The organism is Nocardia flavorosea NBRC 108225 (assembly GCF_001613385.1).
In the GTDB taxonomy this organism is placed as follows: Bacteria; Actinomycetota; Actinomycetes; order Mycobacteriales; family Mycobacteriaceae; genus Nocardia; species Nocardia flavorosea.
In genome coordinates, this window is record NZ_BDCG01000004.1 from 529,776 (window position 1) to 544,037 (window position 14,262).

General features: G+C 67.4%; 15 protein-coding genes and 1 tRNA gene. 8 read left to right on the forward strand and 8 right to left on the reverse strand.

Annotation, left to right across the window (positions count from 1 at the left end; translation table 11 throughout):
- Nucleotides 1-17: 17 nt before the first annotated feature.
- Nucleotides 18-539 (forward strand): Rv1363c family protein, encoded by a 522-nt coding sequence (locus NFL01S_RS06345; protein WP_063915877.1) that lies wholly within the window; start codon nucleotides 18-20, stop codon nucleotides 537-539.
- Between the two features lie 96 nt (nucleotides 540-635).
- On the opposite strand, the gene NFL01S_RS06350 is transcribed toward NFL01S_RS06345, so the two are convergent.
- From NFL01S_RS06350 to NFL01S_RS06365, 4 genes are all read right to left on the reverse strand, one after another.
- Nucleotides 636-1,040: a hypothetical protein gene (locus NFL01S_RS06350; protein WP_062972334.1), complete on the reverse strand. Its 405-nt coding sequence runs from the start codon at nucleotides 1,038-1,040 to the stop codon at nucleotides 636-638.
- A gap of 55 nt (nucleotides 1,041-1,095) precedes the next feature.
- A tRNA-Thr gene (locus NFL01S_RS06355) sits at nucleotides 1,096-1,168 on the reverse strand.
- A 245-nt stretch (nucleotides 1,169-1,413) separates the two neighbouring features.
- Nucleotides 1,414-1,644: an MbtH family protein gene (locus NFL01S_RS06360; RefSeq protein WP_030522889.1), complete on the reverse strand. Its 231-nt coding sequence runs from the start codon at nucleotides 1,642-1,644 to the stop codon at nucleotides 1,414-1,416.
- Nucleotides 1,645-1,786: 142 nt separating this feature from the next.
- Entirely contained in the window at nucleotides 1,787-2,620 is an 834-nt protein-coding gene (locus NFL01S_RS06365) for an alpha/beta fold hydrolase (RefSeq protein WP_062972336.1), read from the reverse strand.
- 143 nt (nucleotides 2,621-2,763) lie between these two features.
- Between NFL01S_RS06365 and NFL01S_RS36045 the strand changes: the two genes are divergently transcribed.
- The 4 genes from NFL01S_RS36045 to NFL01S_RS06380 all read left to right on the forward strand — a co-directional run bounded on the left by NFL01S_RS36045 (nucleotide 2,764) and on the right by NFL01S_RS06380 (nucleotide 7,246).
- Nucleotides 2,764-2,934: a hypothetical protein gene (locus NFL01S_RS36045; RefSeq protein WP_168433875.1), complete on the forward strand. Its 171-nt coding sequence runs from the start codon at nucleotides 2,764-2,766 to the stop codon at nucleotides 2,932-2,934.
- A 232-nt stretch (nucleotides 2,935-3,166) separates the two neighbouring features.
- Nucleotides 3,167-4,795: an alpha,alpha-trehalose-phosphate synthase (UDP-forming) gene (locus NFL01S_RS06370; protein WP_245670545.1), complete on the forward strand. Its 1,629-nt coding sequence runs from the start codon at nucleotides 3,167-3,169 to the stop codon at nucleotides 4,793-4,795.
- Nucleotides 4,796-5,051: 256 nt separating this feature from the next.
- Nucleotides 5,052-5,777 carry a response regulator transcription factor gene (locus NFL01S_RS06375; RefSeq protein ID WP_062972521.1) on the forward strand — a complete coding sequence of 242 codons (726 nt, stop codon included), beginning with the start codon at nucleotides 5,052-5,054 and terminating at the stop codon, nucleotides 5,775-5,777.
- A 38-nt stretch (nucleotides 5,778-5,815) separates the two neighbouring features.
- Entirely contained in the window at nucleotides 5,816-7,246 is a 1,431-nt protein-coding gene (locus tag NFL01S_RS06380; protein WP_062972338.1) for a sensor histidine kinase, read from the forward strand.
- A gap of 159 nt (nucleotides 7,247-7,405) precedes the next feature.
- Here NFL01S_RS06380 and NFL01S_RS06385 read toward each other — a convergent pair whose 3' ends face one another.
- A complete protein-coding gene (locus NFL01S_RS06385) occupies nucleotides 7,406-7,831 on the reverse strand; it encodes an HIT family protein (RefSeq protein WP_062972340.1) in 426 nt (141 codons plus the stop codon).
- Between the two features lie 48 nt (nucleotides 7,832-7,879).
- A complete protein-coding gene (locus NFL01S_RS06390; RefSeq protein ID WP_062972342.1) occupies nucleotides 7,880-8,257 on the reverse strand; it encodes a PH domain-containing protein in 378 nt (125 codons plus the stop codon).
- Between the two features lie 288 nt (nucleotides 8,258-8,545).
- On the opposite strand from NFL01S_RS06390, the gene purD reads away from it, so the two are divergent.
- Nucleotides 8,546-9,817 carry a phosphoribosylamine--glycine ligase gene (gene purD / locus NFL01S_RS06395; RefSeq protein WP_062972344.1) on the forward strand — a complete coding sequence of 424 codons (1,272 nt, stop codon included), beginning with the start codon at nucleotides 8,546-8,548 and terminating at the stop codon, nucleotides 9,815-9,817.
- A 239-nt stretch (nucleotides 9,818-10,056) separates the two neighbouring features.
- On the opposite strand, the gene NFL01S_RS06400 is transcribed toward purD, so the two are convergent.
- Both NFL01S_RS06400 and NFL01S_RS06405 read right to left on the reverse strand, forming a co-directional pair.
- Nucleotides 10,057-10,617: a transglycosylase SLT domain-containing protein gene (locus NFL01S_RS06400; protein WP_174555640.1), complete on the reverse strand. Its 561-nt coding sequence runs from the start codon at nucleotides 10,615-10,617 to the stop codon at nucleotides 10,057-10,059.
- Between the two features lie 390 nt (nucleotides 10,618-11,007).
- A complete protein-coding gene (locus NFL01S_RS06405; protein WP_062972523.1) occupies nucleotides 11,008-11,973 on the reverse strand; it encodes a M23 family metallopeptidase in 966 nt (321 codons plus the stop codon).
- Between the two features lie 753 nt (nucleotides 11,974-12,726).
- Between NFL01S_RS06405 and NFL01S_RS06410 the strand changes: the two genes are divergently transcribed.
- Both NFL01S_RS06410 and NFL01S_RS37820 read left to right on the forward strand, forming a co-directional pair.
- Nucleotides 12,727-13,890: a pyridoxal phosphate-dependent aminotransferase gene (locus NFL01S_RS06410; RefSeq protein ID WP_218019596.1), complete on the forward strand. Its 1,164-nt coding sequence runs from the start codon at nucleotides 12,727-12,729 to the stop codon at nucleotides 13,888-13,890.
- Nucleotides 13,891-14,024: 134 nt separating this feature from the next.
- Nucleotides 14,025-14,262 (forward strand): helix-turn-helix domain-containing protein (locus tag NFL01S_RS37820; RefSeq protein WP_245670536.1); only part of this gene is annotated, 238 nt, incomplete at its 3' end.

Below are 14,262 nucleotides of genomic sequence, written 5' to 3' on the forward strand. Positions count from 1 at the left end.
CGGCAGCGGAGCACAGCATGACCGAGGACACGCGCCCCGCCGAGAGGACCGGCATGAAACTGCGCAACAAAATCCTGATCGGCCTCACCGCGGTTGTGATCGTCGCCGCCGCGGTGGTGGCCGGTATCGGCGGCTACCGGTATTGGGACTACCGCCAATCGGAGCAGTCGCGCACCGACGCCGTCGCTGCCGCGAGCCGCACGGTCTCGGCCATCTTCAGCTATGAGCACCAGACGGTGGAAAAGGAACTGCCCAAGGCTGCCGAAAGCCTGGCCCCCGATTTCCGCGCCGATTTCATCCAGCTCATCGAGAAGGCGATCGTACCGGGCGCCAAGGAAAAGGAACTGACCGTCAAGGCCACCACCCAGGCCGGCGGCGTGGTTTCCGCCGATCGCGCGCATGCCGAGGTCCTGCTGTTCCTGAACCAGGTCACCACCAGTAAGGAAGCCCCCCAGGGCACCACCACCGGCAGCCGCGTCCGGGTCGCCCTGGACAAATCCGACGACCAGTGGCTCGTCTCCGCGGTCACTCCGATCTGACCCGCTGACGGGTAGAGCCGCCGTTCGAGTTCTCCGCTATTGACTCGTTTCGATGAGTAAGTGGGTTCGTTGGAGGTGCTCAACCCGTCCGGTCGGCTAGTACGACTGGCCGTGCGCATAACGCGCCCGCCGCAGGTGCCGACCGTTGCCCCGGTTCCGGCTCTTATAAGTCGGGAGCTGCGAATCGCAGTTCGGACAGACCCGTCGCAAGTTCTCGCGTCGATTATCGGTCGCGTGGCCGTTGATGTGGTCGAGGACGAATACGAGTAGCAAGCCGTGCCATTCGTCGCCGATATCGCAGATCGCGCAGCGGTTACCTTGGGCTCGGGCCAGGTAGTCGCGAATGTAGTGGCCCTGGTAGCTACCCACATCCGCCTCGCCGGTCGTGAGCCGATGCCGGGTCTTCGCCTCGCGCTGCGTTGCTTGCTGGCAACTCGTTGTGCAGTACAGCTTCTGGCTGCGCTTCATGAGCAGCTCTGAACACCCCCGGCATCGCCTCATACCGCGAAAACTACTCCGGCCCACCGACACATCGGTGAGCCGGAGCGAAATTACGAGCCGCCTGAGGGACTCGAACCCTCAACCTACGCATTACAAGTACGTTGCGCTGCCAGTTGCGCCAAGGCGGCGGAGCGGCCCGGCTACGAGTCGCTCGGCAGCCGATCATACGGGGCTGCCGTCGAGTTCGCGAACCCGATTCACGTGACAACGGACGGGAGGTGTCCGGATGGACACCACGGCGAAGGCGAACTCGGATCGGGCCGGAACACTACGCAGCCCGGCCGTCGAACTCGAAGCCGTCCGGCGCGGCACCCGAACGAAGGAGCCGCACCGGAACGGCGTCGGTACCGGCCGGGCTGTGCGGAGAGGGTAACTACTTGCGGGCCGCTTCGTCGGCCGCCATGGCGTCGCGCAGGCTCTTGGGCCGCATATCGGTCCAGTTCTGCTCCACGTACTCCACGCAGGCGGCGCGGCTGTCCTCGCCGAAGACCACGCGCCAGCCGGCCGGGACCTCGGCAAAGGCCGGCCACAGGGAATGCTGTTCTTCGTCGTTGACCAAAACGAAGAAGCGGCCGTCCTCGTCGTCGAACGGGTTGGTGCTCATTTCACCTCACAGGGGTGCTCGCGCGTATGTGTACGGATCTGTCCGGGTCCGGCACGGCAGGGAGGGGGAACCTCCGGCTGCCGTTTCGCGAACCCAACGATGTGTCGACCCTAGCAAGGCCGGCGTTAACTTCGGGTTCCCCCTAGGACGCGAAGAACTCCAGGAGGATCTTGTTCACTGTATCGGGTCGCTCCAGGTAGCCGTAATGGCCGGCATCCGGAACTTCCTGGTAGCGACCGCCCGGAATGGCCTCGGCGACCTCCCGCGACAGGTACGGCGGGATCATCCGGTCATCGGCGAAACCCACCGCCAGGCACGGCACCCGAATGGCCCGGTAGGCGTGCACCCGGTCGAATTCGTGATCCATCTTGCGCTGGGCGCGGATCCCGGGGGTCACCGGACCGCCGGTGAACTCGAACAGGTCCAGCCAGTCGCGGGCCGCGTTGGTGTCGGCCATCGTCGCGGGGGAAAGGTTCATCACCGCGGTGAGGGCGGCCTCGTACTTCGGCGGCAGTTTCACCCCGCTCTCGTCGAGTTCGTGTTCACCCAGCGAGAGGGTCTTCTGGAACCGGTCCAGCCGGCCGTGCCCGGCCAGGAACACGGCCTTACGCACCAGCTCGGGCCGGGCGAGGGCGAGTTCCTGCGCCACCCGGGCGCCCATCGACGTACCGGCCACCAACGCCGGGCCCTCGTCCAGGAACTCGATCAGCCCTGCCGTATCGGCGACCATCTCCTCGATGGTCATACCGCCGGCGGCCTCGTAGGAGGGCGCGATTCCCCGGTTGTCGAACGTGCAGACCCGATAGCCGGCGGCGACCAGGGCCGGTACCTGATGCAACTCCCAGACACGGCCCGGACTGCCCGTCCCCATGATCAGCACGACCAGCGGGCCGCCGCCTTTCACATCGGTGCCCTTGGAACGGTCTCCTTTGATCTGATAGTTGAGCGATATTCCGTTCACCGTGGCCAACGGCATGCTGACGGCCCCTTCCTGATCGTTTCCGCTGCCCACGGTATAGCCCTCCGGGGGACGTAGTGTTACCGCGGCCGCAGCGACCGCTTCGTGGGACAGATACCATTGACATTTCACATACCAGCGCACCTGCCGGGAGGATTGAGATGGCCGCGAAAAGCAGCGCCAACGGTATCGCCGACGACGAACTGGAACCCCTCGCCGACGAGACCGCTCGTCAGGCGCAGCGGGTCGTGGCCGCCTATGCCGCCGATGCCGACGAATGCCGGATGCTCCTGTCGATGTTGGGGATCGGCCCGGGCGCCCGAACCGAATAAGCTGAGCCTTATCCGCATGGCCGAGCGCCTGGTCACGCAAGCTATCGCCTCCGGGCGCTGACGGTCATGTGGGCCGCCGGCGCCAACGGCGACGTCAGCGGATCCACACAACTACATGGCATGAGCGGGTCAGGCCTGAAGGCGGTAGCGGCGCGTTGCCACGCAGGGCTCCCGATCATGCCGTATATACGGGGCGTACAGCGCCGCGCGTAAGGATGCGTGAGTGGACCAGATGACAGATCAGCCGTCCAGAGATTCCACCTCCCAGGATGAAACCGGCGTATCCGCGGGCCCGTCCGGAACCGGTAACGGCTCCGGGCCGGTCACGGGTCCGATCGACCTGGTGGAGGCCCAGCCCGAGGCGGTGGACGCCGAACCCCTGCGGGAACGCGGGGCCGGTTCCGGCTTCGTCGTCGTGGCCAACCGGCTTCCGGTGGATCTGGAGAAACTGCCGGACGGGAGCACCCGCTGGAAACGGAGTCCCGGCGGCCTGGTGACCGCGCTGGAGCCGGTGCTGCGCAGCAATCGCGGCGCCTGGGTGGGATGGGCAGGCGTGCCCGATGTCGAGGTCGACCCGATTGTCGAAGACGGGCTGGAGTTGTATCCGGTGCCGCTGTCGGCGCAGGAGGTCGCCGACTATTACGAGGGTTTCTCCAATGCGACGCTGTGGCCGCTCTACCACGATGTGATCGTCCGCCCGGTGTACAACCGGGCCTGGTGGTCGGCCTACGTACAGGTGAACCGGCGTTTCGCCGAGGAGACGGCCAAGGTCGCGGCCGAGGGGGCCACGGTCTGGGTGCAGGATTACCAGTTGCAACTGGTGCCGAAGATGCTGCGGATGCTGCGGCCTGATCTCACCATCGGTTTCTTCCTGCATATTCCGTTCCCGCCGGTCGAACTGTTCATGCAGATGCCGTGGCGCACCGAGATCGTGGAAGGTCTGCTGGGGGCGGATCTGATCGGGTTCCATCTGCCCGGCGGTGCCCAGAATTTCCTGTATCTGGCCCGCAGGCTGGCCGGTCAGCCCACCTCGCGCGGCACGGTCGGGGTGCGGTCGAAGATGGGTGTGGTGCAGGTCGGGTTCCGGACGGTGCGAGTGGGCGCGTTCCCGATCTCCATCGACTCCGCCGGGTTGGACGAGCATTCGCGGCGACGTTCGGTACGAGAGCGCGCCGCACAGATCCGTGCAGAACTCGGCAGCCCCAAGCATGTCCTGCTCGGTGTCGACCGGCTCGACTACACCAAAGGCATCGATATCCGGCTCAACGCGCTGGAAGAACTGCTCGACGAGGGTCGAATCGACCCGGCCGACACAGTGGTGGTGCAGCTCGCCACACCGAGCCGTGAACGGGTCGAGAGCTATATCCAGATGCGTGGCGATATCGAACGCCAGGTCGGGCGCATCAACGGGGAGTTCGCCCGGGTCGGCTATCCGGTGGTTCATTATCTGCATCGGCCGATCGCCCGCGAGGAACTCATCGCCTTCTTCGTCGCCGCCGACGTCATGCTGGTGACCCCGCTGCGTGACGGTATGAACCTGGTCGCCAAGGAGTACGTGGCCTGCCACAGCGGCCTCAACGGCACCCTTGTCCTGAGCGAGTTCACCGGCGCAGCCGCCGAGCTACGCCAGTCCTATCTGTGCAATCCGCACGACCTGGACAGCGTGAAGGACGCCATCGTCTCCGCCCTGACCGACGACCGCGAAACCCGCCGCCGCCGGATGCGCGCCTTGCGCCGCCAGGTCCTCGCCCACGATGTCGACCGCTGGGCCCGCGCCTTCCTCGATGCCCTCGCCAAGGGGCAGGTAGCCGGAAAAGCCCTGGTCGCAGACTCGGGCGACGGGGGCGACTACTCCGAATAGGACCCGCCTCGTGGCTGGATCGGTGCGGCACGCCGTGGCCCGGCCCGGTCTCGCGCTCGAGGCAAACAGTGGTGGCATCGAGTCCGAGCGGGCTCGAGTTCTCGCGTTCGCACGGCCGGTCGCCCTTGTGGCCTTATGCGCGGCGGACGCATTTCTACGCCCACGGCGGCGCCCGTGTACCGATGGACCCGGAGCGCACAGCGTGTTCACAGCGAAGTCGCAGGCTGGAACCAGGGCGCTGGTTCAGGATGGGGTCATGAGTGGTGCGCCGGATACAGCGCTCGAGGCGCGGGTACTGGTGGTCGACGACGAGGCCATGATCGTCGAGCTGCTGACCGTGAGTTTGCGGTTCCAAGGGTTCGCGGTGTCTTCCGCGTCCGACGGTGCACAGGCACTGGATGTGGCGCGCAGCTTCCGGCCGGATGCGCTGATCGTCGATGTGATGATGCCGGGGATGGACGGGTTCGGGCTGCTGCGGCGGTTGCGGGCCGACGGGGTCGATGCGCCGGTCTTGTTCCTCACCGCCCGCGACGATGTGCAGGACAAGGTCACCGGGCTGACCTTGGGCGCGGATGACTACGTCACCAAACCGTTCAGCCTGGAAGAGGTGGTGGCCCGGTTGCGGGTGATCCTGCGGCGTGCGCGTGGGGCCACCCCCGAGCGGGAACGGACGCGGATCCGGTTCGCCGATATCGAGCTCGACGACGACACCCACGAGGTTTTCAAGGCCGGTGAGCCGGTCGCGCTGTCGCCGACGGAGTTCACGCTGCTGCGGTATTTCATGGTGAACGCGGGAACGGTGCTGAGTAAACCGCGAATTCTGGATCACGTGTGGCGCTACGACTTCGGCGGCGAGGTCGGGGTCGTGGAAACCTATGTCTCCTATCTGCGGAAAAAGGTCGATACCGGCCCGCAGCGGCTGATCCACACCTTGCGCGGGGTCGGCTACGTGATGCGCGAATCGCGCGCGGGCCGGTCGTGAGTGCCGAGTTTGCGACGGTTCCACCGCCGAAGGGGCCGGTGGCACGGCTAGCCGCTCTACCGCTGCGGGTGACACTGGTGCTGGCGCTGGTGGCGCTCGCCGCGGTGGGGTTGCTGGCCTCGGGGGCGGCGGTGACGTCCGCGCTGCGGAGCACATTGATCGACCGGGTGGATCAGCAGCTCGAGGAGGCGGCACACAGCTGGGCCCGGCCGGGAGGGCGGCCACCTGTTTTGCTCCCCGGGGAGCCCGGTAAGGAGCGGCCGCCGGTAAAGTTCTACACCCGCGTGCAGGACACCGGCGGCCGGTTGTTCCTGCAGGACGACCGTAACGGTGGACCGGATCTGCCCGAGGATCTGCGGCCGGGGACGTTCACTACCGGATCGACCGGGGACGGTTCCGGTGAGTGGCGGGTTCGCTTCACCGAGAACGAATACGGCACCGGTTTGGTCGCGCTGCGGCTGGACGACACCGAGGCGATCGTCGAGCGGCTGGTGGTGCTACAGGTGGTGATCGGCGCGCTGGTGCTGGTGCTGCTGGCGGTGGCCGCATATTTTGTGATCCGGCGCGGTCTGCGCCGGCTGGAACAGGTGGAGGAGATCGCCGCCGATATCGCCGCCGGGGATCTGCACCGCCGGGTGCCGGTGCGCCCGGCGAATACCGAGGTGGACCGGCTGGCGCGGTCGCTGAACACCATGCTCGCGCAGATCCAGCGGGGGTTCGCCGCGACCGAGGCCTCGGAGGAGGCGGCCCGGCGTTCGGAGGACAAGATGCGCCGGTTCGTGGCCGATGCCAGCCATGAGCTGCGTACCCCGCTGACCACGATCAAGGGTTTCGCGGAGTTGTACCGGCAGGGTGCCACGCGCGATACCGATATGCTGCTGGACCGCATCGAACGGGAATCGAAGCGGATGGGTCTGCTGGTCGCGGATTTGTTGATGCTGGCCCGGGTGGATGCCGAACGACCGGTGGAGTATTCGCCGGTGGACGTGTTGTCGCTGGCCGGCGATGCGGTACACAGTGCGCGCGCGGTGGCGGCGATGCAGAGCGATACGGGGCGATCGATCGAGTTGGAGGTGCTACCGGGCACCGGGACCACCGAGGTGCCGGGGGATGCGGCCCGCCTGCGGCAGGTCCTGGCGAATCTGCTGAACAACGCCCTCGTACACACGCCGTCCGACGCGTCGGTGACGGTGCGGCTCACGCCCGGCGAGGACGAGGTGCTGCTGGAGGTCGCCGACACCGGCCCGGGGATGTCGCGCGCACAGGCCGATCGGGTTTTCGAGCGGTTCTATCGTGCGGACGATTCCCGGAGCCGGGCCAGCGGCGGAGCCGGACTGGGGTTGTCGATCGTGCAGGCGCTGGTCGCGGCGCACGGTGGCGCCGTCGCGGTGGACAGCGAGCTGGGCCGTGGCACCACGTTCACCGTGCGGCTGCCGCGCGCGGCCGACGGCGGGCAACGCGTTGATTGACTGCCGGCTCCCGGAAATTCGCGGCGCGCGCACCGGTGTACCCGCCGGGACACGGCCTAGTCCGCTGCAGGTGGGCGCGTCGAGTCCAGGGGGCGATCTCCTCGATCCCGGGGATACGGCTGTGCAGCGGTCGCCGGCTGGAATCACGCTGTTCGCTGATCAGCGGGGGACGTGGGTTCCGTAGCCCAGGTCGCGCAGAGCCTGCTTGATCCTGGTCTGTGCGTCGTCAAGCGATTCCGGGGCGGGATCCGGGTCCGCCCCGGAGATATCGAAGTTACCCATGGTGAAGGCCGGGAAGACGTGTACGTGCAGGTGGGGGACCTCCAACCCGGCAATCAGCAGACCCGCCCGGGGCGCGTCGAACGCCGCCCGCACGGCCTGCCCGACTTTCTGTGCCACGCCGTTGAGTCGGGCGAAGACCTCGGGGTCGATATCCTGCCACTGATCGATTTCCTTGCGGGGGACCACCAGGGTGTGCCCCTGGGTCACCGGCGCGATGGTGAGGAATCCGACGAATTCGTCGTCCTCCCAGACGAACCGGCCCGGCAGATCCCCGGCGATGATCGCACTGAAAACAGAAGCCATACGGTGAGCTTATGGCGCGCCGGGGCCGGGCCGTCACCGCCGGGTGTGCTACACGCCGACGAAGTGGGACAGGATGCCCTGGACCTCGTAGATATCGACCTGGCGGTTGAACCTCTTCTGCAGGGGTGTGTCGGAACCGGAGATCCACACCAGCAGTTCGGCGTCCAGGTCGAAGGTGCCGGCGGTTTCCACCGAGAAATGGGTGATCGCGCGGTACGGGATACTGTGATAGCTCACCTTCCGGCCGGACAATCCCTGCTTGTCGACGAGGATGAGGCGGCGATTGGTGAACAGCATGGCGTCGCGAATCAGGATGTAGGCCGAATAGATCTGTTCGCCGTTGCCCAGTAGCCGCTGGAATTCCTGTTGTGCCTGCGCCGGTTCCATCTGCCCGGCATTGCCCATGATCCCGTCCATCAGACCCATGACGACCGTCCTCTCGTCGCGCGTTTCACCCCGGCGGGCCGGTGCGCGAATTGCCCGCCCGCTTCGGGTGTTTCACCACCATCATCCACATGGTAGGCCCGGGCGGGCGCCGAGCGGCGGGAACGCGCTGGTGACGGCGCTGCCGCGCGGCATAAACCGGACGACCCGGCAGGCCGGAGACCGGCTGCCCGGCCACTTTCCGGCCGTGGCATCCGCGACCCTCGTGCGCGCGGCGATGAGCGTCCGGCACCGCGCGGCCCGTTTCCCGGCAGGCTCTAAGCTGTCCGGGTGCGAGTACTCGTCATCGGTTCCGGAGCCCGTGAACACGCCCTCGTCCTTGCGCTGCGCCGTGACCCGGCGGTGAGTGCGCTCATCGCGGCACCGGGCAACGCCGGTATCGCCCAGCACGCACAGGTGCGCCCGGTAGACGCCGGATCCGCGGAGGCCGTTGCCGCGCTGGCGCGGGAGGTGGCCGCGGATCTGGTGGTGATCGGTCCCGAGGTACCGCTGGTCCTGGGTGTGGCCGATGCTGTGCGGGCGGCCGGTATCGCCTGTTTCGGTCCGTCGGCCGCGGCCGCCCGGATCGAGGGTTCGAAGGCGTTCGCCAAGGATGTGATGGCCGCGGCCGGTGTACGCACCGCGCACAGCGAGGTCGTGGACACTCCCGCCGAACTGGATGCCGCGCTGGACCGTTTCGGCCCGACCTGGGTGGTGAAGGACGACGGCCTGGCCGCCGGCAAGGGGGTCGTGGTCACCCAGGACCGCCTGGCCGCCCGTGATCATGCCGCCGAACTGCTCGAACAAGGGCATCCGGTGCTGCTGGAATCTTTCCTCGACGGTCCGGAGGTATCGCTGTTCTGCCTGGTGGACGGGGAGACGGTGGTGCCGCTGCTGCCGGCGCAGGACCACAAGCGGGTGGGTGACGGCGATACCGGGCCCAATACCGGCGGGATGGGCGCGTATACGCCGCTGCCGTGGCTGCCCGACGGGATGGTCACGCAGATCGTCGATGAGGTGGTGGCCCCGGTCGCCGCCGAAATGGCCCGGCGCGGCTGCCCTTTCAGCGGTCTGCTGTACGCCGGCCTGGCGATGGGGGCGGCGGGCCCGGCGGTGGTCGAATTCAACTGCCGATTCGGGGATCCGGAGACACAGGCGGTGCTGGCTCTGCTGGACAGCCCGCTGGGTGAGCTGCTGTTCGCCACCGCGACCGGAACTCTGGCCGAAGCGCCGAAACCGCGCTGGCATAGTGGGGCGGCGATCACGGTCGTGCTGGCCGCCGAGAATTATCCTGCGCGGCCGCGTACCGGTGATGTGATCACCGGGGCGAACGATGCGTCGACCGATGCTGCGGCGATCGTCCTGCACGCGGGAACGTCGCAGCGTGCGGACGGTGCACTGGTCTCGGCGGGCGGCCGGGTGCTGAGCATCGTCGGTACCGGTGTGGACCTGACGGCCGCGCGCGTTGCCGCCTACGACCGCTTGGCGGGGATCAAACTGCCCGGCAGCCACTACCGTTCGGATATCGGGCTGGCCGCGGTCGAGGGCCGTATCGAGCTCTGACTCTCGGGGCATACGTTCGCCGAGCACTCGGCGAAGAGCTACCGCCGGCCGCGACGGTGTTTCCTGGCGCAAGGCTGAACACTCGAGGCAGGGTGGTGCCGTGTGGCCGGCGGGGCAGGACGACCTGTGCGTGTTCGCGAGTCGGGAGGCCGAGCTACCGGACGCGGGACGCTGAATTTCCGAGGTTCGCGACGCCGACCGCCCGGAGGCTGTGGCGTCGCGCCCGGAACCGGTTGCGGTCAGTATGCCCCGAAGACGTTGTCGATCGAGCCGTACCTGGCCGCGGCATAGTTGCAGGCAGCGGCGATATTCGCGACCGGATCGTAGATATCCCACGAGGTGCCTTCCACGTGGTAGGCGGCGAAGGTGGGATCGATGACCTGCATCAGCCCCTTCGACGGGATACCGGCCGCGGCATTGGAATCCCAGAGATTGATTGCGTGCGGGTTGCCGCCGGACTCCCGCATGGCGGTGCGGTGGATCCCCTCGTAGCTCGCCGGGATGCCGCGCCGGCCGAGGATGTGCAGTGCATTGCGGATCCAGCCGTCGAGATTGTCGGGGAAGCTCGACGGGAGCAACTGCGGTAGCGGTTGCGGTAGGGGCTGGACGAACTGTTGTAGCTGATCCCGCTGCGGTTGCGGCAACTGCTGTTGCCAGTGCTGGGCCTGCTGTTGCAGTTGTTGCGCGGGGCCTTGCAGCTCCGCGGGTACGCCGGCAACCGGAGCTTCGGCGGCGGCCTGCACGGGGACCGCGAGGGCGGCGGCGACAACGGCCAGGGGCAACAGTTTTCGTAGATACATAACGAACTCCGGCAGCGCGGGATCCACGCCGCCGCGATATCGCCGGCGCCGTTGTTGCGCTGTTTCCTTTTGTGATTGCGTTGTGGAATCTGAGGATTCAGTTGTCCGCGGCCGGTAGCGCGGTATCCCGTGCGCCGATGGGGCGGCGATTGCGGGGCGGTGGATATTCGGATGAATATCGTTGCCGTGATAGGCGGGCTTGCGCTCTGTTTTCCGGCGAATCACAGAATGATTGCGGAAGGTTAACAAAAGGTGAATCAACCGATAACGGTCGGTTCTATTATCCTGAGAGAAATGGCTGTACCTGGTGATTTTGAGGTATCGATCACACTGCGGAGCACGTCGGGCGGTGCACCTCGCCGAGTACCGAGTATTTGCCCGGTGGGAAAGTCAGCCGTACGAAAGGCCGTGTAGTGCCAGCCAGCGCTGCGGATCCACATGCCGGCCGTCCATGATGATCTCGAAGTGCAGATGTGGACCGCTGGAGTCGCCGCGATTGCCCATTCGGGCGATCTGCATTCCGGCGGGCACCCGCTCGCCGACCGAAACGAAGAAATCGTACATATGGCCGTAAACGGAAATGGTGCCGTCGTTGTGCCGGATCCGCACCCACAGGCCGAACCCCTGGGCGGGGCCCGCGTCGATGACCGTACCGTCGGCGACGGCGTAGATCGGCGTGCCGATCGGCCCGGCGATATCGATACCCCGATGGAAGGTGCCCCAGCGGCTGCCGAATCCGGAGGTGAACGTGCCGGGAGCCGGGAGGACGAATCCGCCGGGCCCGGGCAGGACGGCGCCGGGTGGTAGCGCACCTTCGGGAGCGCCGGGCGCGCTGTTGATCCACGGTTGTTCCTGACCCGCCGCCGCGGCGGCCGCCTCCGCTTTCGCGCGCTGCAGGGTCGCGCGGGCGGCGGCGGCCACCACGGCCTGTTCACGGAGCCGTTCACCGTTGTCGATGGCATCGAGATAGCGGCGTATCGAGGGCACCGGTGTGGACAGTTGCAGGGGATGGGCGACCGCCACACGGTGCGCGATACCGGGCGCGGGGGGCTGCTCGGACACCAGTAGTCCCGCGCCCGCATCCCCGGCGGCCAGGAGCAGGGTGAGTCCCAGACCGCCGAGGAGGAAACGGTGCCGCCGCGCGGAGTCGGCGATTTCCTGCGCCGACGGCCGCCTGTCGAGAAGTTCGGCGATCTCGGCGCGGGTCGGCACGCGATAGCGCAGCGCGGTGAGTTGCCGACGGGTCCATCGGTACGCGGCGGCCGACCGCTGCCGGAACGCCGGGCGGGCTTCCCGAGCCTGCGCTGCGCGTTTGCGCCAGTCGGGCGCGATGAGCCGACCACCGCCGAGTACCACCGCGTGCCGAAGGGGCGTCCGCCGGCCGGGGGCTACCGGTGGATGGCCGTCATCCCGATTGGCGGGGACCGGCGCGTCGAACCCGATACCCGGTCCAGCCGGCGATGTTGCGGTACCTGCCGCGGCCTCCGGCTCGGCCGAGCTCGCCGGCGCCCCTTCCTCTGGATACTCGGCGCAGATTCCGGCCGGAGGGGTTCCGGTGTGCGGCCCGCTCGGCCGGGGCCGGGCGGGCGCCCCGGTTGTTCGAGTCTCGATGGGCGACTCGGCCGGGTATGTTCGGGTGGGCGGCCCGGCCGGTGCGGGCCGGGCCGGCACCACGGTGGGGACGGCTGCCGACTCCAGCGTGACCGGCACGATCCCGGGCTCGGCTGCGGCGGAAGTGGCGGTTGTCGAGCCGGTGTGTGCCGAGAGCAGGGCGGCCGGCCCGTGGTCTGTGGACCCGGGGGAATACTTCGGCGGTCCGGTGCCGGATGCTGTGGGATTCCCGGCGGTAGGCATCTCGGAGTTTCCGGCGTCGGCACCGTCGCGGCCGGTGGAGCCGGAGCCGGTGGAGCCCGGGGCGTGGCGGGCGGCCGTCGATATCGGGCGGATCGCCCGCCTCCAGCTACGCCGGAGGAGCCCGGGGCCGCTACCGGAAGCGGTCGATCCGGGCTCGGCGGATGGCGGGCCGGCGGCCGGCCGGCTGGCCTTGTCGAGCATCAGAGCAGACCATAGCCGTCGAAGCGTCCGAAGCGGTGTTCTACCGTCGGTCGGGTGTCCACTGAATCTCGGCGCTCGACCATTCCACCTTTTTACGTGATGGATGTCTGGAAAGCCGCCGCCGAACGCGCCCGAACGCACGGTGATGTGCTGAGCCTGGCCGCGGGCCAGCCCTCGACCCCGGCTCCGGCGCCGGTGTTGCGTGCTACGAAGGCGGCGATAGAAGCCGAATTGTTCGGTTACACCGAGACTTTCGGGATTCTGCCGTTACGTGAGGCCATCGCGGATCATCATCGGCGCACCTACGGTTACCCGGTCGATCCGGACGATGTCGTGGTCACCACCGGGTCGTCGGGCGCCTTCACGCTGATCTTCCTGGCGGCCTTCGACCCCGGCGACACGGTGGTGGTGGCGCGGCCGGGTTATCCGGCCTACCGCAACACGCTGGCGGCGCTGGGCTGCCGGGTGGTGGAACTGGACTGCCGCGCCGAAACACGGTTCCAGCCCACTGTCGCGATGCTGGACAGCCTGCCCGAACCGCCGCGTGGACTGATCGTGGCCAGCCCGGCCAACCCGACGGGCACCATGATCGAGCCCGCCGAACTCGCCGCGGTGGCCCACTGGTGCGATACGCACGGCACGCTGCTGATCTCCGACGAGATCTATCACGGCATCACCTATGGCGGAGAACGCACCGCGTCGGCCTGGGAGACCTCCCGGTCAGCGGTGGTGATCGGATCGGTATCGAAATACTTCTCGATGACCGGCTGGCGGCTGGGCTGGATGCTGGCCCCCGCGGCGATCCGGCCGGCGTTGCAGCGGCTGGCGTCGAATATGACCGTCTGCCCGCCCGCGATCTCGCAGTATGCGGCGGTGCACGCCTTCGGCACCGAGTCCCGGACCGAACTGGACGGCCATGTGCGACGGTATGCCGCCAACCGCCGGATCCTGCTGGACGGGCTGGCCGCGCTGGGCATCACCGATCTCGCCCCCGCCGACGGCGCGTTCTACGCCTACGCCGATATCGGGCACCTCACCGAGGATTCGATGGCATGGTGCGCGGACGTATTGGCGCATACCGGGGTGGCTCTGGCGCCCGGCCTGGATTTCGACACCGTGAACGGGAACCGGACGATCCGTCTTTCCTTCGCCGGCGCCACCGCCGATATCGAAACGGCGCTCACCCGCTTGGCGGGATATCTGCAACAGCGGGCTTGACACAATCTCTCTGCCCGGCAACAACTTTGCACAGTACGACACCATCGCTGCGAGGATGCTGTAGAAACATCGATGGTTGTTCCCCTTTCCCTCATTTCGCACGGATGTACTGATGGCCGAGAGACTTAGTGCGCATGCCCGGTTGTTCAGCGCCGGCCCGCCGCACGGCAAGTGTGACACGAAAGTGCGCTACTGTGTCACGTGTGAGCGTGCAGGTGGTGAAGCGGTCGTACCGGTATCGCTTCTATCCCACCGAGGAGCAGAAAGATCAGCTCGCTCGCACGTTCGGCTGTGTCCGTTACGTATACAACCGAGCCTTGGCGGAACGGTCGCGAGCGTGGTTCCAAGAACAACGCCGAATCTCGTATGCCG

What these genes read in the sequence shown, in the direction of transcription:
- NFL01S_RS06385 (WP_062972340.1), bottom strand. Translation starts at nt 7,831, where the DNA reads ATGGCTTCTGTTTTCAGTGCGATCATCGCCGGGGATCTGCCGGGCCGG.
- NFL01S_RS06360 (WP_030522889.1), bottom strand. Translation starts at nt 1,644, where the DNA reads ATGAGCACCAACCCGTTCGACGACGAGGACGGCCGCTTCTTCGTTTTG.
- NFL01S_RS06390 (WP_062972342.1), bottom strand. Translation starts at nt 8,257, where the DNA reads ATGGGTCTGATGGACGGGATCATGGGCAATGCCGGGCAGATGGAACCG.
- NFL01S_RS06375 (WP_062972521.1), top strand. Translation starts at nt 5,052, where the DNA reads ATGAGTGGTGCGCCGGATACAGCGCTCGAGGCGCGGGTACTGGTGGTC.
- NFL01S_RS06400 (WP_174555640.1), bottom strand. Translation starts at nt 10,617, where the DNA reads ATGTATCTACGAAAACTGTTGCCCCTGGCCGTTGTCGCCGCCGCCCTC.
- NFL01S_RS36045 (WP_168433875.1), top strand. Translation starts at nt 2,764, where the DNA reads ATGGCCGCGAAAAGCAGCGCCAACGGTATCGCCGACGACGAACTGGAA.
- NFL01S_RS06350 (WP_062972334.1), bottom strand. Translation starts at nt 1,040, where the DNA reads ATGAGGCGATGCCGGGGGTGTTCAGAGCTGCTCATGAAGCGCAGCCAG.
- NFL01S_RS06365 (WP_062972336.1), bottom strand. Translation starts at nt 2,620, where the DNA reads ATGCCGTTGGCCACGGTGAACGGAATATCGCTCAACTATCAGATCAAA.
- NFL01S_RS06345 (WP_063915877.1), top strand. Translation starts at nt 18, where the DNA reads ATGACCGAGGACACGCGCCCCGCCGAGAGGACCGGCATGAAACTGCGC.
- NFL01S_RS06370 (WP_245670545.1), top strand. Translation starts at nt 3,167, where the DNA reads ATGACAGATCAGCCGTCCAGAGATTCCACCTCCCAGGATGAAACCGGC.